Genomic DNA, 20,957 nt, shown 5'->3' with positions numbered 1-20,957 from the left:
GCTTTATTTCAGATGATCAAATTCTACCCGTTTAATATCACCGACAATGAACAAATAAGAAAGAGCGCCTAAAATCCCTATCGCGCCAACAAGATCAGGGCGCCATTAAAGGAATGAGTTACATTTAAAATATAACCAATCACAATCGGTGTAACAATACTCGCCATATTACCCGCAAAATTAAAAATTCCGCCACTTAACCCCAGCATTTCTTTCGGTGAAATATCGCTTACTACAACCCAGCCCAAAGCGCCGAAATCTTTGGCCTGTACAGATAGGTAGGAAACCATGTCAGCTAAATCGCCGCCTGATTGAATATAATCTAGTTCTGCCTCATTAGTGTTCTAGCACTACATTCACCTTTGCTTCTCGCTTTATTTTGCGGTTGCCTAATATCTGCAATACCAAAAGCAGCACCGACGCCGTGACTAATCCGCCAGTCATAAACAAAAAGCCACCCAAAAACGATCCTGTGGTCGACACAATAGCGCCGACAATAATTGGCGCTAAAAAGCCGCCGATCTGACCGCCAAAATTTACGAAACCGCTTAAAGTTGCCCGAAATTGTTCAGGGATATGATCAAGTACGACAGCCCAGAAAGGACCAAAACCACCATAAAGAAAAAAACCGGCACAAGACAGAGCCATAAGACAATCCATGGCAGTTTCTTGAATAAAGGCCACATAAAGCGCAATTCCGGCAATCAAGTAGCTCACAGAAATCAAAGCAGCCCGATAGCGATAAAGCGGCTTGCTGCCTAGCCAACCGAGAAAAAGCAAACCAAAGAAGCCAGCCATATAAGGAAGCGATGCATAAATCCCCATAGATTTAAGAGCAATTTGACGACTCATACTCAAATAACTTGGCAGCCACAACATAAAGCCCCAAAAAGCAATATTGAAAGACATATAAGTAAAAAATATCAACCAGGTAGTAGGAAAAGCCAGTACGTCTTTCCAAGAAGCGCTGCTTTCTTTACTAGGCTCTGACGCCATATTTTCCGACATCTCCGCTGCTGGTGCTGCTTCAGCCGGATTTTTCGGTGTAAAACGGTGAAATAAGTAGGCCATAATGAGTCCGGGTATGGTAAAACAGAGAAAGAGTTCCCGCCAACCGAGAATCCCAATCAGATAGCTGGCCAAAGGCGCTACGAAAGCAGGGCCCATCGCCAAGGCCGTCAAAAACAAAGCGTTGGCTGAAGATCGCTCCTTAGAAGAAAAAAAATCGCCTACTAACTTAAACTGAGCGCCAATGCCTAAGCCTTCACCAATACCAAAGAGCACCCGAACAGCGATTAAGGAAGTCACCGAAGAAACAAGTCCCGTTATGCCCGTAAAAATTGACCACCAGACAAGCGCAATCACAAGCATACGTTTAGCGCCAAATTTATCAGCTAAAAAGCCACCGGGAATCTGTGTAAGAGCATAGCCAAAAGTAAAAGCCGATAAGACACTGCCAAAAACCAGCGGACTCATTCCTAGTTCTTTCATCATAGTCGGCCCGGCTACGGCAATATTGACACGATCCAAATAGGCCACAAAAAACATAAGCCACAGTAAAAACAACATAATCCATTTTTGATTTTTGTCTGCTTTCCCACTCATTTCCTGCATAATTACATCCCTCTTTTCCTTGTTGTTAAGTGCACTCTTTTCCTAAAACTCCGTAAAGACGTCAAAAAGCCTCCGTCTCATTCTAGAGACGGAGGCTACTCGTGGTACCACTCTAATTGGCTCAAACAAACTGAACCCGCTTCTTCAACGGCTAACACCGTCTATCCCTATAACGGGGGAACCCCGGCTAACCCTACTAATTCGGGCAGCAGCTCACGGACGAGTTCAAGACAAGTAAGTTACCAGGTTTCACCACCCCCTGGCTCTCTGCAAACTATTCTTCCCTTTACTATTTCCGTTCATTGCCTATTACAATGTTACACACATTACAACTGTTAATGATATTCTAGCTTTTCAAAGCAAAATTGTCAACACTAATTTATTGATTTATTTTACCACAAGCACAGGTATTGGCGAATAGGTAACTAAGCGATGCGCTACACTTCCTAGCAGCAGTTGGGCAAAACCGCCAAGACCTCGCGTACCTGTAATGATCAAATCGGCCTTTTGTCGACGAGCATATTTAATGATTTCATCAGCGGGATCGCCTTGCAGGACTTCTGTTGTTACAGCAATTCCTTGTTCTTCACAAAACTTTTTACCTAAAGTCATTTTCTCTTCAAAAGCCTGTTCGCTTTCTTTAGCAAATTCGCTGTAGTAAGCGCCGTCGGCCAAGGCATAATGCACATCGTAGACCGACAAAATGTGAATTTCACTTGTTATTTCCTTGGCATAATCAACAGCCATTGTTAAGGCCTTCTTACTGTCAGGTGATCCATCATAAGCGACAATTAGTTTTTTTCCTGCCATCGCAGAACCCTCCCTTTTGCCTTTATGGGGATTGAAACAGTTTCTTCCCTCATTCTTATTATACAGCGAATTATTCCATTCGACAATTTTTTCCGTTTGCAAATTCGTAATAACTACAACAATTGAGGCAGGCAGTTTTCTTTAGGACTTGGCGTCAAACCCCTTCGAAGGATTAAAGTAATAACTATTTTGCAGGTAAGAGTCGGAAATTTGACTGCGCCAAGCCGCAAGCGTCGCCGAAGTAGAGTTAGTAGAAGAACTCAGAGTTGAGTCATCAGAAGAACTTATACTCGAATCAGTAGCAGCTACTCCAGTAACGGCAGACTCTTGATCTTCTGGCGGCGGGGGCGGGGGAACCATATTAACCATATTCTGACCAGTTACATTCATCATAGTAGCAAGTTCACTTTGCATGGTACTAAGGTCCGAATCTGTCACGATTCCATTTTTTACTTTATCAAGAAAATCTTTTAAGGATAAAGTAGTCGTGCTAGTACTACTTGAAGAATCGCTAGTCGTCGTTTGCAAAGTCGATTCACTATTAGAAGCTGGTGGCTCCGGCGGCATTGGCGGCATCAGACCATTGCCAGACTCTCCTTCAATAGCAGCAAGTTCACTTTGCATGGTACTAAGGTCCGAATCTGTCACGGTTCCATTTTTCACTTTATCAAGAAAATCTTTTAAGGACAAAGTAGTCGTACTCGTACTACTTGAAGAAGTAGTAGCCGCAGAAGTCGAATCGCTTACAGTCGTTTCCGTACTAGCCGAATCACTCGCAGTGATTGGCAAAATACTTTGACTCATCAGACTAGCAAAAAAAGCCTGCGCAGCTGTACTATCAAGCCCAGAACTATCCTGGCTTGCAGTATTTGCGACACTTGTCGTACTACTCGTTGTATTGCTTGCCGCACTATCACTAGAATTCGCTGTTGTTTTGTGATGATGGCGATAATACAAACTCGCTGTATCGTTGACAGAAGAAATATTCATCAAAAAACCTCCTTATGTTGTAAAACAACCTGCCTCACCTATCTTTATCGAAACAGAATCTTAAAATCAAATTAAGAAGGAAGTTCGATGATAAATAAAGTTCCCTGCCCTAATTCACTATCAACCCAAATCTTACCGCCATGACTTGTTACAATCAATTTCGCAATAGCCAAACCTAATCCGGCGCCGCCAGCATTACGTGATGGATCGGCCTGATAAAAACGGTCAAAAATTTTAGTAAGATGTTCCTCACCAATGCCCGTCCCATTATCTTTGACTGTCAACCTCAATTGGTCCGACTGTTTTTGCAAGGTAACGTGAATCGTCCCACCCGACGCCGTATGGCGCAAAGCATTATCAAGTAAAATGGTAATAACCTGTCGCAATCGCCCGGCGTCGCCATAGAAAGAAACCGCTTCCTCTGCCTGCAGCGAAAGAACAATTTCTTTTTCCGCTGCAAGCGTCTCAAAGGGCAGCACAGCACGCCGTACTGTCGCTTGTAAATCAAAGGAACGACAGTCTAATATATTTTGATTGGCATCTGCTCTGGCCAAAAAGAGTAGACCATTCACGAGCTCAGCCATTGCGTCACACTCTGTTCGAATATAGCCAAACCATTTGCTTTGGCTAGCAATCGTACAATCCTGATTTCTCGCCAAAATAGCTAAATTCGTTTGTATCACCGTCAAAGGTGTCCGGAGTTCATGAGATGCATCTGATAAAAAATCCCGCTGTTGCTGCCAAGCTTTCACAATGGGCACCATGGCCCGATTCGCCAGAAAAAAGCTAGCCCCAAACGACAAGAGTGTACAAAGCGCTCCCACAGACAAAAAGGTAATTAATATCATCTGCAGCACATGTCGATCATGCGATAAATCATAGAATAAAAAAAGCTTTGCCTCTGGCGAAGCGCCATAGAGTGGAATGGAGTCCTGCCAATAGGAATACATGGTCTGATCCAAAGAACACTGCCCAGTTACGAAAGCTTCTTGCTTTACTTTCCTAATTAATAGCAGCATCTTGTCTTGCTCTAAGGCGCCAGAAGATTGAAATAAAAACTCCCCCCCAGCCGCTTCTACGGCAAAGAAAAAATTTTTCCCCTGGGGCGGTCCCGGCGGCGGCGGACCTAATGGCGCTAACGGCGGCGGGGCACCATCAAAATGTTCGGGCGGTCGTCGCTGGGAAAAGTCATCCGTCAGAAAACCTGATTGAATATCATGGATCATCTGATTGGCAACTTCATTGGTTCGTCGCTCCATATCCCATTGAACAAACATATAGGCACCAGCCATAAGTAACAAAAACAAACTAAAAATAATAAAAGCATTAATGCAGGTCAACTTAAGACGAAGTCTATGAAACATCCCCCGCCTCCTGCAGGCAATAGCCGACGCCGCGTATTGTCTTAATATTTTTCAAATGGAGTTTTTTGCGCAAAAAGTGAATATATACATCAATACTAGCTACATCAATGTCTGAATTATAGCCCCAAATTTTATCAATAATACATTCACGGGTTACAACTTTCTTGTAGTTAACCATCAAAAGTTCTAGTAACGCTACTTCCTTGACTGTTAGTTGAAAAAACTGATCGTCTTTTTTCACTTCATTGCGCAAAGGATCTAGAATCAACCCCGCCACTTCAATCACTTCGCCAACAGCGCCCTTTCCTTTCCGCCTAGTTAACACGCGAAGTCTGGCGAGCAGCTCTTCCGTAAAAAAGGGCTTCACTAAATAATCATCAGCGCCAGCGTCAAGACCTTCTACCCGATCTTGCGGCGAATCCTTCGCTGTTAGAAATAAGACTGGCATATCTTTACCCCATTGCCGAATTTCCTTTAATAAAGCCAGTCCATCCATTTCGGGCAACATACGATCAAGAACCATTACATCATAATCGCCAATTAAGGCCTTTTCCGCTCCGCTCTTCCCATTGCGAGCCAAATCAACAGAATAGCCAACTTCTCGCAAAAGATGTGCCAAAGTTTCTAACAATTTTTCATCATCTTCAACTAATAACAAATTCAATCGGGACACCTTCTTTTGTCCGTTACGTCCATGTAAAAAATTATCGTCCTGTTCTGTGTTCTTATAATTCTACTATTTTCATCTTTTTCCTGTCGCTGTAAATTATCAAAGCATAATAGACTACTGTCTAGCGGCAAATCATTCTGCAAAAAACCGCAAAAAAAGCGCTTAGCTTTTCTCACTAAGCGCCTGTATCTCATTGTAATCACACTATATTATTTTTCCAAACCTAAATGCATACTAATTTTAATCTCATCATCCACAACAAAATCAATTACAATGACTTTTGGTACCGATAAGGTAACCTGACCACTTTGACCGATCATCATCGTCGGGGGAGAAATATCCAAGCCTTCGATGCCAATCTTGGTATATTGCGTACAAGCATTCGCACAAACCATATTGCCCATTTCCGATACAGCACTTTGCGCTAGTTTATCAAATTCAGGAACTGGCATGCCCATCATCATTTTCGAAGCAAACTTTTTAGCAGATTCAAGATCCATTCCGATCAAAATCACGCCTTTAATCGAACCAATGACGGCAATATTCAAAAGAACGCCTTCATAACTGAAAGTGGAGCCGACTAAAGAGATCCCCTTCTTCTCGACTTTTTGCAGGCCGATTTGCGGTAAAATCTCAGCAAATGCTGCTAAAATTGGATTAATTAAATTTACATCCATAATACCGACCCTTTCTTAAAGCCAATACCGAGAATCACTTTGCCATAATCGGTTTCGGCAATTACGATTTCCATATCTACGGTAGGACTGATAATCTCCGTATTATTGCCGTGGAACATACTAGGCGGCGAAACGCGAAGGCCAAGGGCCTTTTCTTTCTTGTTCAGCATGGAGCAGCCAATACCCGCAATAATATTAGCAAGCTCGGCAACCATAGCCAATACTTCCTCTTTTCCCTTCGGTGGCCGTTTAAGAATTTTTTCAGCAATGGCCCCTGCCGTTGCCTCTGATATATCCATAATCATCGAACCAGAATATTGTCCGATAATCCCAATGACTGTCGTAATTCCCTGGGAAGAATATTGATTTTCTTTTCCTTCCTCTTTGGCAAACTGAACCGGACTTTTTGTCATGCGCGTAATATTTTGCGCCAAAGCCTCTTGGAAGGTTTCTAAAGCGCGTTCCTTTAATTGCAGAAAGAGTGAATCAGGCGATAAAATATTCGTTATTACTTTGGTTATTGCTTCTGCCTCGATCGGCTTTTGTACATAACCGGAAACGCCAATTCGTTTCGCTTCGGTTTCCGTTTCTTCATCTTTCATTGAACTCAGTAAAACAATTTTCGCTTTCGGATCTTCGCGAAGCAACGCCCGACTGCAATCAAAACCGTCATGTTCCGGCATGGCAATGTCCATTGTTACGATATCGGGTTTCTCTTCTGAGTAAATTTTTAACAGTTCATCCAATGAATCTGCTTCGCCAACGACTTCATAGCCAGCATCTGTTAAAGTATCAGCAATAATCGTTCGTGAAAAAGGTGAATCATCTACAATTAATACTCTTACGGACATGACATCACTCCTCTAAAACTAATATAACAGTCCTTAATTGGAGTATACCGCGCTTAGGAAAAAGTGGCAATAGTTAACTATTAAAATTCGACAAAAAAGCACTAAATTAGGAATTAGCAGAATCAAAAAATTTCCCTTTCGGCAATTTTTTGATCATCGCTACAAACAATCTCCCACTTTTTACCTGATAAAACAGTATGCAATGCAACCGAATTGCCCCAAAGTTCCACAATATGTTTTAAAGTTTGCCGCGCATAAGCTAGCTCAAGCTCGCGACCATCAAAATCATGTTCTAAAATCAAAGTGCCTTTTTCGATATCGATAGGGTAAATGAAGGGAATTCCGCTCATTCCCACTGAATGAACCAGCTGATCTCTCACGTTGCGCCAGCCTAGTTCATCAGCGACCTCACTTACGACAAAATTTTCACCTTTTGCCTCATAAGTGAAGAGGTGGAGATCACGGCATAATTCTTCATTCAGATAGCGCCGTAGAAAAGACTGATCACGCTCGTCCTGGCGAATCGCCATAAGTGACTCGCGTCCGTCCCGCTTATCAAGATATTCAAAGATCTTAAACCCAACAAAATACGGGTTAATGCGCCCCTGATGGGGCCGAATCACTAAATTGTGACGCTGTAAAAATTCCAGGTGGAGACTTTGCGGCAAATCCAGTTCTTGCAAAATCTGATAATGCCAATAGCTGGCCCACCCTTCATTCATAATTTTTGTTTCAATCTGCGGAACGAAATACAACGCCTCTTCCCTTACAATGTGAACTAAATCTTTTTCCCATTCACTCAGTTTGCCTTTTTCGCCTAAAAAGCCTAGCAAATCATGATGAAACGAATCCAGTACAGTTTTTTCGGCGGTTTCAGCTTGTTGTTCCGGGGATCGTTTTGGTAAAATAGTGCGGGGAATTTGAAATTTTAGAGCATGAGCAGCATCCAAAATGCGCTCCACTTTTGTCGGACCAATCGTGGGATCTTGAATGTAGCTGCGAATGCGATCCGCATGAGCTTTAAACATTTCAATCGTATATTCGGCTCGTGTATTTTGTGTAAAAAGACGGTTATTTTTGAAAAAATCATTATGGCCGTACACATGAGCCATCGTAAGAATTTGCAATAGCAACGTATTATCGCGCATGAGGTAGGCAATGCAAGGATCGGAATTAATGACCATTTCATAAGGCAGGCCCGTCAGATTATATTGATAAAAAGTTTTCTGCCGCTCATAGGCTTTGCCAAAGCTCCAATGGGGATAATGGGACGGCATCCCCACATAGGCTTCGTAGCAAAGCATATCCTCATAGCTGCACAATTCAAAATGCTGCTCATAAGTGTTAAGACCGATTTCCTGAACAAGCCTTTCAATGCTCTCATTCCAGGTTGCAAGCTCTGTTAAGGTATAATCATTCATAATCCTCCCCCCCTGCTTGCTCTTTCTCTAGGATTTTTTTGAAAGACGGCCAAATATCATCCTTAGTCAATATGGAGGCCATTACAAAATTCGGCGCTTTTACTTTCTTGGCAAAGTCGTCCTGAATCGTACTGCCCCACTGTGGCGCGCCCACATTGCCATACCCAAAGAGGTTGCAAATATCACAAAGCTTGCTGGCCAAAGTAATCGCTTTCGCATTGTCTTCTGACCAATTGTCGCCATCGGAACAATGAAAGGCATAAATATTCCAGATCGATGGATTATAGCGTTGCTCAATAATCTCCAAGGCCTTGCTATAACCACTGCTAATAAAGGTACCGCCTGACTCCCCCTTGTGAAAAAATTCTGCTTCTGTGACTTCCTTAGCTTCGGTGGAATGAGAAATAAAGACAACTTCGACCTGTTCATATTTGTAGCGGACGAATTGATATAAGAGAAAATAAAAGCTTCTAGCAAGATATTTACGTGTCTGATCCATCGATCCGGAAGTATCCATAATGCACAATACGACTGCATTAGAGTGATAATCAACATCCTCTTTAATACGGTGATATTTAAGATCTTCTTCCCGAAAAGGAATTCGCAGCCGTTCTTCTTCCCCTGCTGCAACGTCGGCTTCCCGTAAGCTTGTCTGTTGGCGCTTAATTTTTTCAATAAGCGTTCTTTTTTTAGCCAACCGCGGCGGAATTCCTTTTTTCTGAAAACCGGAACGTTTATGCTTATGACGCGTTTCCAGTTGCGAAAACTTTTTCCGTTCTAAATCAGGCAGCTGCAAATCTTCAAAAAGATAATTTGCTAACTCATCAAGAGTAATTTCTGTTTCAAAAATATCTTCCCCTGCGTCGCTGCCAGCTGGGCCAGGGATCTTTTCTCCCTGACCCTCTTTTGTCTTACCAATCGACTGACCTCTCGCTTCACCGCCTGTACCTGAACCAGTTCCTGGCGTATTTTTCCCGTAAATAAATTGATATTCTTTAATTCCCTTAATGGGAATTTTTATTTTTTTATTGCCGCTTTGACCAATAATACTCTCTTCGGCCACAATGCCGCCAAGATCCTTTTTGATCGCTTCTTCGACCAGTTCGCGATGTCGCTTGCGATCCCATTGGGAACGATCGGAACTAGCCTTGCTACCATCCTTAAAGACAGCCATGGCGCCCTTCCCCTCCCCTGTCATGCAAATTCAAAAAATCAATCTTTCCAGAGATTATTTGCGGCATATTTTAAAATCACATTGCAACAATGATCGCAATAACCGCTTCGCTTCATTTCCTCGACCATCGCATCATACTTACCGTCTTGTTCTTTATCACGTACTTTGGCTTTTGTAATAACGCGCGATAACTCTTTTACCGAAGCCGTCAATTTCTTTTCAATCGCTTCTTTTAAAGGCTCATAACTTTTATATTCAATCTTGCCGCCGCTTCGCAGCAACGAAAACATATACGAGGTTACGTCTTGGCGAAAACCGGCGGCAGCAGAACCGCTAATGCCGATCTGTTCTTCAATAGACTGCAGAAATTTCAAGTCGGGTTCTAGCTCTTCGCCAGTGTGGGGATCTTTGATCTTTGATGAATTAGCGAACGCCTCGGCATGATCGAGGTAATTATTGAAAAGGCTCTCAGCCTGTTCTTTATAGCCATGAATGAAAGCCCGCGTCACTTCTTTTTCTAAGAGCTTATTGTATTCTTTTTTAATTGTGTCTTGGAGGAAACCAAGATAGCGTTTTCGTTCTTCATCGCCAATAGCCATTTCTTTAACTGCTTTAATCAAAGTATCAATAATCGCAATCGGATTGATACAGTTCGATTCAGATTCCGATAAAGTCGTATCAATCGCTTTCATGATAAAGCGAGTAGAAATGCCAGTCATGCCTTCCCGTTGCGCCTCATCTTTGAGTTCAAAAATATCGACCTTTTTGGTAGAGCCCTTCTCTACAATTTCTTCGCCATTATAAATCTTAAGCTTATTTAAGGGATCAATCTTGGCTGAAGGAGAGAGTCGGCTCAAAATGGCAAACATCGAAGCCATCTCAATGGTATGTGGCGCAATATGAGCGGAAAAAGCACTATTATTAAGCATTTTTCGGTAAATTTTTACTTCTTCGTCTAGTTCAAGACAATAGGGCACTTCCACTTTGACAATCCGGTCCAAAATCGCTTCATTCGTATGATCTGACTTAAATTTATTCCATTCCGCTTCATTGGAGTGAGCTAAAATAATTCCGTCAAAATAAATCATCGAGCCTTTGCCTGGCGATGGAATTGATTTTTCCTGTGTCGCCGTAATCATCGTATGCAAATACTCTACATCATTTTTAAACACTTCAATAAACTCCACAATCCCGCGATTGCCCACATTAAAAGCACCATTTAAAGCTAGCACTCTCGGGTCGTCTTCCGGATATAAATCCATTTTTGATATATCGACAGAGCCAGATAACACCGAGGTATCCTGATTGTTAGGATCAACTGGCGGTACTACACCAACGCCCTTGCGGGAACGGATGGAAAACTCAGCCACAGTTACAGGAAATCGTTCATATTCACCATGAAAATCATTTTTCAAACGATAACGGCATACTGGGCACAAATCCCCCTCTATTTTAACACCAAGAATTTCTTCAAATTGAGGTCGTAAATGTTTAGGAATTAGATGCAGCGGCTCCTCCCGCATTGGGCAGCCTTCCAGAGTGTAAATCGGCGGACTCATCTCCAAGGCCCGTTTTAACGCTTCCATCAAAGAAGATTTCCCTGCACCTACAGGCCCCACTAAATATAAAACTTGCCGTGATTCCTCACCTTTCATGGCTGCAGAGTGAAAATAACGCATGATTTTCATAATACTTTTATCGATGCCAAAAAACTGATCCTCAAAAAAACGATAACGCCGCAGCGTATCATTGCCGTGAATCCGTTTCAAGCGCGGATCTTCTTCTGTTCTTACAATATCAACACCTGGCGCTGTTAGTAGTTCATGCATGCGTTGATGAGCTAGCATGACTCCTTTCGGATTTTCTTTTACGATTTTCAGATAATCAAGCAGCGTGCCAGAAAAATGCTCGTGCTTTCTCTCTACCCGATCTTGCTTAATCAGACTGACGAAATCAAAATTTGCCATACTTTCTCCCCCTTTTTGCATGCAATTATAATAAAAAAATGATAAGCCATCACGCTAAAAGAATTTTTATCCCTTCAGAGAAGACACGGCTTACCATTTGATTTAATATAGCAGATTTTTTTATCAATGTCTATAACAAAATAACATGAATACTGATAAAGAAAATTTTAAATATACTAAAATATACTATGATAGCAAAACTAAATCATGCCTCAAACGTAAATAGCGCGAATCACCAATCACGGCAATATCATCTATTATTATGAACAAAGCAATAAGTTAATGAAACCAAGACTTAGCAAAATGATACATCAGCCATGCCGTACCAAAAAAAGCGGTAAGGGCGATAAGGCCAAATAGAACTTTCTTCTTCTTCGTAAAACCGGCAGCTTGTTGACAATAATATTCTTTTTGTGTCTTTTTGCCGCATTCGTAGCAATAGCTATCTTCAGCAAAAACAGCCGTACCGCAAGAGTTACAAAAATAAACGACAGCAGGCTTTTTATGATCGGCGCTACCGCCAGACAATGCACCCACTTGCGACGGTTTTGGCTCTGGTACTTGCTCTGAAGCTTCGTCCGCTTTTTTCGCTGAGTCACCGCCTTCGCCTGACAACTCTTCAGCCGCCTTTGCAGCCGCTGCTACTTCGGCTTCTGTAATAACCAAACCATCCGTCGCTGTAGTCTCTGGTACTGGTGAGGCGAGTTCTTCTGTGGGCGAAGCAGGGACGGCAGCTTTTGGCTGTTTATCTGATTGTGTTAGATAGGCCACATCCTTGCCACACTTGCCGCAAAAATTTCCTTCCACACTTATGGTCACACCGCATTGAGGACAATACATAGCTAATCTCCTCCGAAATATCCAATCTATACAGATTTGAAAGACCGCTTATTTTTTCGTTACAACAACAATAACAAAAGTTACTATGATAATTAGCCCGACAAAAGCGCCAACTCCAGCAATCACCAATTTTTTGGGCGAAGCCAAAAAAGCAGCCAGCCCAGTCGGCGGCGCTGGATCTACCAACTCAGTTTCTACAGCTTCCGCTTCCGCCTCAGCCATTTCTTCCGTTTGATCTGGTTGTCGTTTGCCGCAGATCTGACAAAACAAAGCACTTTTCGGTATTTCTACACCGCAAAAAATACAATAGCGCATCCTGGCACCTCACTCATTACTTGCAGGCTGAAAATCTTTATTTTTATTCTTTTTCGCTAAAATCCGATCAAATCCTCTATTTAGAATAAAAAACCGCCGCAGTAAGCATTCGTGTAGTCGTAAGCTTACCGCGACGGTTTTTTATTCCTGTTCTATTTCTGTAAAAAGTTGGTACAGGAAATACCAGCTCGTTCCAATTCATTCGCAGAATGAAATAAGGTGAATTTTTTCCCTGTAGATAAAAACTCGCCTGAAACAGCTTGATTTAGGCCTTCACTCAGGCAGCTTTCACAATAATAATGCCCTTTGGACTTATTCTGCCCATCGTTATACATTTCAAGGCGCCGCGTAGCCTTACGGCCGCAACATTCACAACGGCCCAAGAGCTGGGCCAAATATTGTAACATGTAAAACCCTTCCTTATTTGCCTAAATTAAGCAACAAAAAACCAGGCTGCTCATCAAATTGATTGCAACCTGGCGCTCATAGACAGATCTGTCCTTAGATCCAAAGCTTTGCGTCCTTACCTTTCGATAAGTTTGCCGACGTTTTCTTTTGCTGACTCTTTCTTATGATACCATGCCCCTTAAGGCTTGGCAACTATCAGACTGTCTCTAACCCAGCTTGAAATGCGGCCTGATTGATTGAAAAAAGCTGGGGCTTAATCTGTTCTTTCATTGCTTCGTCCCAATGGATTGTGGTAAGGTCCATCGCCTTGACTAAAGCACCGAATAAAACAACGTTCATACAGCGACCATTGCCCAGCGCAAGGGCTATCTTTTCTGCAGCTACGATCGTCGTTGCCGCTTTCTCCTGTAAAGTTTCTAAAATGCCTGTAGGATAATCGCACTTTCCATTCAAAATCGGCGCTGAGGGAATCTGATAATCATTGACAACGATTTTGCCATCAGGCTTTAAATAATCTAACCAGCGCAGCGCTTCCATCTGCTCAAAAGATACGAGAATATCGGCTTCGCCTTTACCAATAATGGGTGAATAAACTTTTTCACCATAGCGAACCTGGGTACTCACACTGCCGCCGCGTTGGGCCATGCCATGTACTTCTGACATTTTTACGTCATAGCCGGCAGCCATAAGACCTGTAGATAAAATCTTGCTCACTAAAATGGTTCCCTGGCCGCCAACGCCTACTAATAAAATATTTTTCGTCGCCATCTTATTTCCCCTCCTTGGCAATCGCCTGTACCGGACAAACCTGCGCACAAACCTCACAGCCTACACACTGCATCGCATGGATCGAACTCTTTTTCGCCGCCTTATCAAAACGAAGGGCTGGACAGCCTGTTTTAATACATTTTTTACAACCGATACATTTCGCTTGATCGATTTTGCATTTTGCCAAATAGTCGCCGAATTCTTCGTGATCTTGCGGCGATGCTTTCTTTAACACGCAAGGCCAACGTGTAATAATGACCGAAGGTTCGTCAAGGGCCAAGGCCCAATCGAGCGCTTCACTGACTTCATCAAGGCGCAAAGGATTAATGGTTTTGACATGATCCACGCCAATGGCTTTTACCACAGAAGCAATATCAAGCGCTTTCGTTGGCATCCCTTGCAGTGTATAACCAGTGCCAGGATGATCCTGATGGCCCGTCATACCAGTAATTCGATTATCAAGAATACAAGTAATTGTATTGCTGCGATTATAAACAATATCAATCAAGCTCATAAGACCAGTATGGAAAAAGGTAGAGTCGCCGATTGTAGAAATTACTCGCGTATCTTCCTCAAAATAATGGAAAGTCTTTTGCAGACCATGCCCCACACTGGGAGCAGAGCCCATACAGTTGGCAGCATCTTTGGCATTTAAGGGATCGCCGCCGCCCAAAGCGTAGCAGCCAATATCGCCCATAATCGCTACATTCTTACGTTTTCCCAGTTCATAAAAGAACCCGCGATGAGGACAGCCCGCGCAAAGAACCGGCGGACGCGTTACTACAACGGAAGCGTCATAAGAAATCATCTCGCGACGTTTACCAAGGAGCGCCTGTGCGACAATATCAGGATTTAATTCACCGGTATAAGGAATTTTCGCTTTACCAATGCAAGCAATGCCAGCTGCTTTGATCTGCTCTTCCAAATAAGGCTCAAGCTCTTCCACGACGTAGAGCGTATCAACGGCAGCGGCAAAGGTACGGATTTTTTCGAGCGGTAGCGGATAAGTAAAACCAAGTTTTAAATATGAAGCATCTTCGCCAAAAACTTCCTTGGCATATTGAAAAGCAATCCCCGAGGAAATAATCCCGATTTTTTTACTGTGCCATTCGATATAGTTTAACGGCGTCTCTTCCGCGTAGCGCTGTAAAGTCTGCAGCCGTTCTTCCAAATTTACACGCAGCTTTTTCGCTACAGCCGGGACCAAATCATATTTTGCGGGATTTTTAACATAGGCTTTTTTAACGACTTCACTCCGCTTTCCTAACGTCACGATGCTTTTACTATGGCAAACGCGCGTCGTCATACGGAATAGCACAGGAGTATCAAAGGTTTCACTAATCTCTAAAGCTGTTTTAACCATATCTTTTGCTTCCTGGCTATCGCTCGGCTCCACCATAGCCACCTTAGCAAACTTAGCATAATACCGATTATCTTGTTCATTTTGCGAGGAATGACAGCCAGGATCATCGCCACTGACAAGTACCATGCCGCCATTGACACCCGAATAGGCAAAACTAAAGAGCGGATCAGCTGCTACATTCACCCCGACCATCTTCATGGCCGCCAAGGTTCTCCCGCCGCCTAAAGACGCGCCGATCGCATTTTCGAAGGCGACTTTTTCATTTGGCGCCCATTCCGCAATGATGTCCCCTTTAAACTGAGCAATATTTTCCAAAATCTCTGTACTAGGCGTACCGGGATAAGCGGCTGCGTAAACGACGCCCGCTTCATAAGCGCCTTGCGCCACCGCTTCATTGCCTGTTAGCAACTTTTTCACATAAATTCCTCCTGTCATTCTTAGCTTTTTATCAATAAAAAATGTCCTTACAAACTAGGCATAAATTTTAACTTTTTCCTCCCCATTCAGTACACGCAGAGCGCCGGAGGCAAGAGATTCCAATTCTTCCTCTCCTGGCATAACTGCTACGGGAGCAATAAATACAACGCGTTCGCTAATAGCGCCAACAACCGCTTCGGAATAAGCAATTCCGCCAGTCAAAATAATGCGATCTACATTGCCCTTCACCACCGACGCCAACGCCGCAATATCCTTGGCAACTTGATAAGTAAAGGCTTCTAAAATAAGTTGTGCTGTTTTATCGCCTGCTTTCGCCCGTTCTTCAGCAACACGCAGATCCTTCGTGCCAAGATAGGCATAAAAACCGCCCTTGCCAAATAAACGATCTCTGAGCGCTTCATAGGTATACTTGCCGCTATAGCAAAGCTTCACAAGCTGACTTGCCGGTAAACCGCCGCAACGGTCCGGTGCAAAAGCGCCTTCTTCTTTGCCATCGATAAAATCGATCATTCGTCCGTTATGATGAACTGACAAAGAAATCCCCGTTCCCAAATGGGCAATAACTAAATTTAACTCTTCATAAGGCTTAGCAAGGGACAAAGCGACTTTACGCGCTACCGCCTTCATATTTAGAGCGTGAGCCATGCTGACACGCTCCAAATCAGGAATTCCTGAAATACGCGCTACAGGCTCTAATTCATCGACTGTAACCGGATCGACGATGAAAGCGGGAATCTTTAATTCCTGAGCAAAACCATAAGCCAAAACACCACCCAGATTTGAAGCATGTTCGCCTCGCGCCGCCTGACGCAAATCTTCAACCATCGCTTCATTCACTTGGTAAGTCCCGCCTTCCAGCGGTTTTAACAATCCCCCACGTCCAACAACGGCCTCGATACTGCTTAGAGAAATTCCGTTTGCTTCTAGAGTTTTACGAATCAGCTCCATGCGATAAAGGTATTGATCAACCACACGTGAAAACGCTTCCATTTCCGGGCCATGATGTTCCATTGTCTCTTTAAAAATAGGCGTTTCATCATCAAAAACGGCTACCTTAGTCGAAGTCGCTCCAGGATTAATCGCTAAAATACGTTTCATATATATCCTCCTTATTCAAGTCCAGATTGCGTATAAATAATTCGTTCCGCATTACGATACAACGTTCCGGTTTTTTCTGAAAAAAAATTAGTCAATTTGCTGCGAAATTTTCTGAGCCGTCTCCTGCACCGCTGCAATCATTTCTGCTTGCGATGCTTGGATTCGGTAAGTCGGTCCTGAAAGACTGACGCCCCCAATAAGCAACCCATTTTTAGCAAGAATCGGCGCTGCAATACAGCTTAACCCCACTTCCAGTTCTTCATCATCTATGGCATAGCCCTGACGGCGAATGAAAGCAAGTTCCGCTAACAAGCTGGGCCAATCAATAATCGTCTTTTCCGTATAACGTGATAAGGCGGCGCCAGTAAAAGTCGCTACATACTCACTGGGAGTAAAGGCAAGTAGGCATTTCCCCAGACCAGAACAATGGCAAGGTGCGCCAAAACCAATCGAAGGAGTAATATTTAAAAACTGCTGAATTTGAATCTTATCAACAATAAGAAACCTGGGGTCTACACTGGCAGCTCGATCAAGAACGCCTAAGTGCACCACTTCATTAAACTGCTGCGACAAAGCCCGGATATAGGGCGAAGCCACGGCCTTAAGCGGCATATTTTCACTCACGGCCATACCTAAAGAATAGAGTTTTAAGCCTAACCAATATCGCCCATTCTCAGCGTCTTGCTGTACCATACCTCGTTGCTCCAAGGTTGCCAAAATTCGATGCACTGTACTCTTATTCATACCTAAAGTGCGACCAATTTCGGTGACTCCCATGGGCATTCCCTGCTGCTGCAGCAAACTTAGAATGTCTATTGCTTTATGTAATGATAAAATCGTTTCTCCCTTTTGTCGCTCCATAGTGATTGCTATAAAACCCCCATCCTCCCATTCGATATATAAGACTCATCTTAACAATAATATATTTTTTTATTCTTTGTAATTGATTATAACAAGCTCTGGTAAGACATTCAAGAAAATTCACAGTAAACTTACTTTAATAAATCGAGCCTAAATCCATTGAAAAGACCGGATAAACATGCTAGAATGTAGCCAATCTAAGAACCTCAACGATGAGAAGCGGGACGCACCCGCTTATTTTATTGAAGAAATGAAGGGATTCTCATGTCAGATTCAGTAACCAGTCAACTATTTATTTCCCTGCTCGTCATCTTATTTGGTTATTTTTTAAAAACAGTTAAACTGATCCGCCAAAGCGACGGCGAAGCCTTGGCTCGTGTCGTCTTTAATGTGACTTTGCCAGCTTTAATTATTACGACGTTTAGTAAAGTGACGATTGACTATTCACTGCTCTCTCTCTCGGCTTTCAGCCTCATTTACGGCTGTCTTATGGCGCTGTTAGGTATTTTATTTTTTCAACGCGAGGCTCGTTCGACCCGGGGCATCATGTCGATGGTCCTTCCGGGCTTCAATATCGGCCTTTTTGCCTATCCACTTATTGAAGTAATTTGGGGTCAGGAAGGAATTACCTACTTTGGCATGTTTGATATTGGCAACGCTCTAGTTACCTTCGGGCTCTGTTACTTATTAGCTAATCACTATTCAGTTGCCGACAGTTCCCTTGACGTAAAAACAATTTTTACGCGCCTATCTAAGTCCGTGCCGCTTATGTCCTATCTTGCTGGCTTTTTTATTGCGCTGCTAGGAATTACGCTGCCGGAGCCTGTTGTTGCTTTCACCGGTCTAATCGCCAAAGCGAACGGTCCGCTGTCTCTCTTACTGTTGGGCGTCTACCTCAGTTTCTCCTTTAGTCTCAGTCATATAAAACAAGCTGGCAAAGTTCTTGCTTTTCGCTATGTAATTGGATTAGCTGTGGGACTAGCCATCTTTTTTATTGCACCGTTTGGCGAACTATTCAAATACACCGTGTTAGTAGGCCTCATCCTGCCAATTGCTACAGCAGTGATCCCTTTTGCTATTGAATTTCATTATGATCAGAAATTTGTCGGCGCTGTAGCGAATATGACCATTGTAATCAGTTTCGCCCTTGTTTGGGTGATTACCGGAACAAGTCTTATTAATTAAAACTTTTAAAGGGCAATAATAAATGAAAAAAGCTTTTTCGCTTGTGGCTCTAACTCGCCAAAAGTGAAAAAGCTTTTTTGTTAAATATAATATACTGGCTTAGGAATTAGCCTGAACTGGTTTTACCGTTTTTTCTGCCCCCAAACGTTTACTGAACGAAGAAATCAACGAAGCCAAGGGCTGCTGAAATAGGATCGAAAGCGTCATGGGAATCGCCACTGGCGGCGGAAAGTACGTTAAAGCCACAACAAGCCCGCAAGCATTATTGCGCATCCCCACACTATAGATCATGGTAAGCGTATATTGACGCGAGCGGTCTTTCAGTAAAAAAGAACCTAAAAAGCCTACGAAATAGCCAGTGGCTACTACAAGCAACGTAACTCCCATAGTTTTCACAATCGAAGCATCCCAGTGAATCTGTGGCATTACCATGGACGCATTAATAAAAGTTACAATAAACATGCCGATTTTCGCCGTCACACCACCAAAACTTTGAGAAAAGTTCACGACAGCCCCCTTGGTCCAGTCATGAATGACCATGGCAATAAGACTAGGAATCGTAACCATTAAGGCCAACTGGCCAATCATCTGTAAATAATCAATGGAAACAGTCTGACCAACGATCAGATTAAAGAACAGCGGTAATACAAAGGGAACAATAAAGGTATCTAACGTTACAGCAACAAGCGAAGTCGCCACATTCCCCTTTGCCAAGGCTGTCCAAATAATCGAAGTAACGCCAATCGGAATCGCCGCTCCCACTAAATAGCCTAGGCGAATCAGCGGCTCATCAGGATAAAAAACCGTACCGACAATCCAGGCTGTAACTGGCGCCATAACATGAACAAGAAATAGCACCCACAAGGGGACAAAGGGCTTACGAATAATACCAAGAAATTCCTTCAAACTCGTCCCTAACGCAGTCACAAAAGTCATATAGGCAAAAAGACCAATCACTACAGCACGTAAAGAAGCTGAATCAGCTATTGGTATAAATGTACCGGCAATTAGTCCGAAAAAAATAATAAACATCATATTTTTCCCTAGCAACTGATTGCAGCGCATAAAAAAATGATTTAACATACGTTTCCCTCCCAAAAAGCGAACTGCACGAAGCTTCATGTCAAGAAGTGTAGCACTCGCCCCCCTGTAAAGCAAGGCTTAGCCCAGAAAAAAATTTCCTGCCACTACCAACTTAGCTATGAAGCCCCCAAAACAATAAGGGGTAGACTAGAAATAAAAAAATCAATGTTGTCACAAAAAAAGCAGCCCCTGCCAATGGTAAATTCAAATCGTATAAGCGAGCTAAAATAATCGCATTAATCCCAGTGGGAACACTGGCGCCAATTAAAATAGATCCCAGTATAACAGAATCACTAAAAATCCCCTGCGCGAGTGCATAAGCAGCTAACGGCGTAAGAATAAATTTGATCGGGATAAGGCCTGTTGCTGTTTTATAATATTGCTGCATTTGAGAAAAACGAATGGAATAACCGGCTGGAAGCAACGCCGCCCAGGTAGAAATATGAATCGTTGCTGCAAAAAAATCGCCCAGCAAAGGCGGACGCGGCACACTCACACCATATAAAACCATTCCTACTATAAGACCCGCAACAGGAAGTTGGTTCCAGTTCAAAAATAAGGAACGCCAAGCGATGTCGCCCTTCTTCGCTTCACCATCATCACGGCGTCTAAAATAGTCGGCCATAGGAAAGCACACTAAAAAGAACACGAGGTTTTGAAATAAAGCCATAATTTGAATATAGGCAAAACCTTGTTCGCCATAGAGAAAGAAAGCGCATAAACCGCCAAGTAGGCCAATATTAGATAACATGGCGCAACCTAAGTAGCTGCCGCGAAAATGGCCTGTGGCAGTTCGTTTAAAGGGATAGGCCGCAGCTCCAGGAATCAAGCTCAGCAAAATTCCGAACAGCGGCAGCCACATTAACTGCCAATTCAGCGGTAAAGTCCAAAAACTTAGCACCGATAAAAGTGTCCCAAAGACAATTATATTAAACCGCACCAGCCAATTACAGGCCGTTTCACTCATTTTATGGCTTTTTCTTAGATAATACCCGACCAGTAAGGGCAAAAAAAAGTCACTGAGCACATAAAATAATTTTTCTGCCACAAAGCCAACTCC

Annotated in this window: 21 protein-coding genes, 1 riboswitch and 1 other annotated feature; of the genes, 1 reads left to right on the top strand and 20 read right to left on the bottom strand. The window is 43.1% G+C overall.

The genetic code is table 11. The features are described from left to right. Positions 1-77: 77 nt before the first annotated feature. The 18 genes from AC0NJP_RS11945 to AC0NJP_RS11860 all read right to left on the bottom strand — a co-directional run bounded on the left by AC0NJP_RS11945 (position 78) and on the right by AC0NJP_RS11860 (position 17,629). Positions 78-290, bottom strand: coding sequence for a hypothetical protein (locus AC0NJP_RS11945; RefSeq protein ID WP_474699935.1), 213 nt, complete (start codon positions 288-290; stop codon positions 78-80). Positions 291-336: 46 nt separating this feature from the next. Further along, the gene (locus tag AC0NJP_RS11940; RefSeq protein ID WP_474699934.1) at positions 337-1,614 is read right to left on the bottom strand and encodes an MFS transporter; all 1,278 of its coding nucleotides are present in this window, start codon (positions 1,612-1,614) and stop codon (positions 337-339) included. 81 nt (positions 1,615-1,695) lie between these two features. Next, positions 1,696-1,926, bottom strand: a binding site (T-box leader). Between the two features lie 75 nt (positions 1,927-2,001). After that, positions 2,002-2,424: a universal stress protein gene (locus tag AC0NJP_RS11935; protein WP_474699933.1), complete on the bottom strand. Its 423-nt coding sequence runs from the start codon at positions 2,422-2,424 to the stop codon at positions 2,002-2,004. Between the two features lie 141 nt (positions 2,425-2,565). Continuing rightward, a complete protein-coding gene (locus tag AC0NJP_RS11930) occupies positions 2,566-3,414 on the bottom strand; it encodes a hypothetical protein (RefSeq protein WP_474699932.1) in 849 nt (282 codons plus the stop codon). Between the two features lie 71 nt (positions 3,415-3,485). Continuing rightward, positions 3,486-4,778 carry a sensor histidine kinase gene (locus tag AC0NJP_RS11925; protein WP_474699931.1) on the bottom strand — a complete coding sequence of 431 codons (1,293 nt, stop codon included), beginning with the start codon at positions 4,776-4,778 and terminating at the stop codon, positions 3,486-3,488. Then, complete coding sequence (locus AC0NJP_RS11920) at positions 4,768-5,451, bottom strand: response regulator transcription factor (protein ID WP_474699930.1); 684 nt, start codon at positions 5,449-5,451, stop codon at positions 4,768-4,770. Before AC0NJP_RS11920 ends, AC0NJP_RS11925 begins: the two co-directional genes overlap by 11 nt. 206 nt (positions 5,452-5,657) lie before the next feature. Beyond that, positions 5,658-6,125, bottom strand: coding sequence for a chemotaxis protein CheX (locus AC0NJP_RS11915; RefSeq protein ID WP_474699929.1), 468 nt, complete (start codon positions 6,123-6,125; stop codon positions 5,658-5,660). After that, complete coding sequence (locus AC0NJP_RS11910; RefSeq protein ID WP_474038830.1) at positions 6,116-6,976, bottom strand: response regulator; 861 nt, start codon at positions 6,974-6,976, stop codon at positions 6,116-6,118. Before AC0NJP_RS11910 ends, AC0NJP_RS11915 begins: the two co-directional genes overlap by 10 nt. Positions 6,977-7,098: 122 nt before the next feature. Beyond that, on the bottom strand, positions 7,099-8,397 hold the full coding sequence (locus tag AC0NJP_RS11905; protein ID WP_474699928.1) for a SpoVR family protein: 1,299 nt from the start codon (positions 8,395-8,397) through the stop codon (positions 7,099-7,101). Then, on the bottom strand, positions 8,390-9,571 hold the full coding sequence (yhbH, locus tag AC0NJP_RS11900) for a sporulation protein YhbH (protein ID WP_474699927.1): 1,182 nt from the start codon (positions 9,569-9,571) through the stop codon (positions 8,390-8,392). Before yhbH ends, AC0NJP_RS11905 begins: the two co-directional genes overlap by 8 nt. Positions 9,572-9,609: 38 nt before the next feature. Further along, positions 9,610-11,538 carry a serine protein kinase gene (locus AC0NJP_RS11895; RefSeq protein WP_474699926.1) on the bottom strand — a complete coding sequence of 643 codons (1,929 nt, stop codon included), beginning with the start codon at positions 11,536-11,538 and terminating at the stop codon, positions 9,610-9,612. A 279-nt stretch (positions 11,539-11,817) separates the two neighbouring features. Continuing rightward, a complete protein-coding gene (locus tag AC0NJP_RS11890) occupies positions 11,818-12,378 on the bottom strand; it encodes a hypothetical protein (protein ID WP_474699925.1) in 561 nt (186 codons plus the stop codon). Positions 12,379-12,426: 48 nt separating this feature from the next. Beyond that, entirely contained in the window at positions 12,427-12,693 is a 267-nt protein-coding gene (locus AC0NJP_RS11885) for a hypothetical protein (protein WP_474699924.1), read from the bottom strand. Positions 12,694-12,845: 152 nt separating this feature from the next. Beyond that, positions 12,846-13,100 (bottom strand): hypothetical protein, encoded by a 255-nt coding sequence (locus AC0NJP_RS11880; protein ID WP_474699923.1) that lies wholly within the window; start codon positions 13,098-13,100, stop codon positions 12,846-12,848. 60 nt (positions 13,101-13,160) lie between these two features. Next, a riboswitch (cyclic di-GMP riboswitch) is annotated at positions 13,161-13,247 on the bottom strand. A 49-nt stretch (positions 13,248-13,296) separates the two neighbouring features. Beyond that, the gene (locus AC0NJP_RS11875) at positions 13,297-13,869 is read right to left on the bottom strand and encodes an indolepyruvate oxidoreductase subunit beta (protein ID WP_474699922.1); all 573 of its coding nucleotides are present in this window, start codon (positions 13,867-13,869) and stop codon (positions 13,297-13,299) included. 1 nt (position 13,870) lies between these two features. Then, entirely contained in the window at positions 13,871-15,649 is a 1,779-nt protein-coding gene (gene iorA / locus AC0NJP_RS11870) for an indolepyruvate ferredoxin oxidoreductase subunit alpha (RefSeq protein ID WP_474699921.1), read from the bottom strand. Positions 15,650-15,703: 54 nt separating this feature from the next. Then, positions 15,704-16,768 (bottom strand): butyrate kinase, encoded by a 1,065-nt coding sequence (buk, locus tag AC0NJP_RS11865; RefSeq protein WP_474038839.1) that lies wholly within the window; start codon positions 16,766-16,768, stop codon positions 15,704-15,706. Positions 16,769-16,855: 87 nt separating this feature from the next. Beyond that, positions 16,856-17,629, bottom strand: a complete 774-nt coding sequence (locus tag AC0NJP_RS11860; RefSeq protein ID WP_474699920.1) for an IclR family transcriptional regulator — start codon at positions 17,627-17,629, stop codon at positions 16,856-16,858. Positions 17,630-17,893: 264 nt separating this feature from the next. Between AC0NJP_RS11860 and AC0NJP_RS11855 the strand changes: the two genes are divergently transcribed. Next, entirely contained in the window at positions 17,894-18,814 is a 921-nt protein-coding gene (locus AC0NJP_RS11855; RefSeq protein ID WP_474038841.1) for an AEC family transporter, read from the top strand. A 99-nt stretch (positions 18,815-18,913) separates the two neighbouring features. Here the strand turns inward: AC0NJP_RS11855 and AC0NJP_RS11850 are convergent, their stop codons facing one another. Together AC0NJP_RS11850 and AC0NJP_RS11845 are read right to left on the bottom strand one after the other, a co-directional pair. Further along, positions 18,914-19,897: a bile acid:sodium symporter family protein gene (locus tag AC0NJP_RS11850; RefSeq protein ID WP_474038842.1), complete on the bottom strand. Its 984-nt coding sequence runs from the start codon at positions 19,895-19,897 to the stop codon at positions 18,914-18,916. Positions 19,898-20,009: 112 nt separating this feature from the next. Beyond that, on the bottom strand, positions 20,010-20,945 hold the full coding sequence (locus AC0NJP_RS11845) for an AEC family transporter (protein ID WP_474699919.1): 936 nt from the start codon (positions 20,943-20,945) through the stop codon (positions 20,010-20,012). Positions 20,946-20,957 lie beyond the last annotated feature (12 nt).

Source organism: Pelorhabdus sp. sgz311002, assembly GCF_056134285.1.
Note: the sequence above shows the minus strand (reverse complement) of the source record. Positions and strands in the feature narration are given on the sequence as shown.

Excerpts from the sequence above, each read along its gene's own strand:
- AC0NJP_RS11875 (WP_474699922.1), bottom strand. The coding sequence starts at position 13,869 with ATGGCGACGAAAAATATTTTATTAGTAGGCGTTGGCGGCCAGGGAACC.
- AC0NJP_RS11860 (WP_474699920.1), bottom strand. The coding sequence starts at position 17,629 with ATGGAGCGACAAAAGGGAGAAACGATTTTATCATTACATAAAGCAATA.
- AC0NJP_RS11940 (WP_474699934.1), bottom strand. The coding sequence starts at position 1,614 with ATGCAGGAAATGAGTGGGAAAGCAGACAAAAATCAAAAATGGATTATG.
- AC0NJP_RS11910 (WP_474038830.1), bottom strand. The coding sequence starts at position 6,976 with ATGTCCGTAAGAGTATTAATTGTAGATGATTCACCTTTTTCACGAACG.
- AC0NJP_RS11925 (WP_474699931.1), bottom strand. The coding sequence starts at position 4,778 with ATGTTTCATAGACTTCGTCTTAAGTTGACCTGCATTAATGCTTTTATT.
- AC0NJP_RS11855 (WP_474038841.1), top strand. The coding sequence starts at position 17,894 with ATGTCAGATTCAGTAACCAGTCAACTATTTATTTCCCTGCTCGTCATC.
- AC0NJP_RS11890 (WP_474699925.1), bottom strand. The coding sequence starts at position 12,378 with ATGTATTGTCCTCAATGCGGTGTGACCATAAGTGTGGAAGGAAATTTT.
- AC0NJP_RS11945 (WP_474699935.1), bottom strand. The coding sequence starts at position 290 with ATGGTTTCCTACCTATCTGTACAGGCCAAAGATTTCGGCGCTTTGGGC.
- AC0NJP_RS11905 (WP_474699928.1), bottom strand. The coding sequence starts at position 8,397 with ATGAATGATTATACCTTAACAGAGCTTGCAACCTGGAATGAGAGCATT.
- AC0NJP_RS11880 (WP_474699923.1), bottom strand. The coding sequence starts at position 13,100 with ATGTTACAATATTTGGCCCAGCTCTTGGGCCGTTGTGAATGTTGCGGC.
- AC0NJP_RS11850 (WP_474038842.1), bottom strand. The coding sequence starts at position 19,897 with ATGTTAAATCATTTTTTTATGCGCTGCAATCAGTTGCTAGGGAAAAAT.
- AC0NJP_RS11915 (WP_474699929.1), bottom strand. The coding sequence starts at position 6,125 with ATGGATGTAAATTTAATTAATCCAATTTTAGCAGCATTTGCTGAGATT.
- AC0NJP_RS11930 (WP_474699932.1), bottom strand. The coding sequence starts at position 3,414 with ATGAATATTTCTTCTGTCAACGATACAGCGAGTTTGTATTATCGCCAT.
- AC0NJP_RS11885 (WP_474699924.1), bottom strand. The coding sequence starts at position 12,693 with ATGCGCTATTGTATTTTTTGCGGTGTAGAAATACCGAAAAGTGCTTTG.
- buk (WP_474038839.1), bottom strand. The coding sequence starts at position 16,768 with ATGAAACGTATTTTAGCGATTAATCCTGGAGCGACTTCGACTAAGGTA.
- yhbH (WP_474699927.1), bottom strand. The coding sequence starts at position 9,571 with ATGGCTGTCTTTAAGGATGGTAGCAAGGCTAGTTCCGATCGTTCCCAA.
- AC0NJP_RS11895 (WP_474699926.1), bottom strand. The coding sequence starts at position 11,538 with ATGGCAAATTTTGATTTCGTCAGTCTGATTAAGCAAGATCGGGTAGAG.
- AC0NJP_RS11935 (WP_474699933.1), bottom strand. The coding sequence starts at position 2,424 with ATGGCAGGAAAAAAACTAATTGTCGCTTATGATGGATCACCTGACAGT.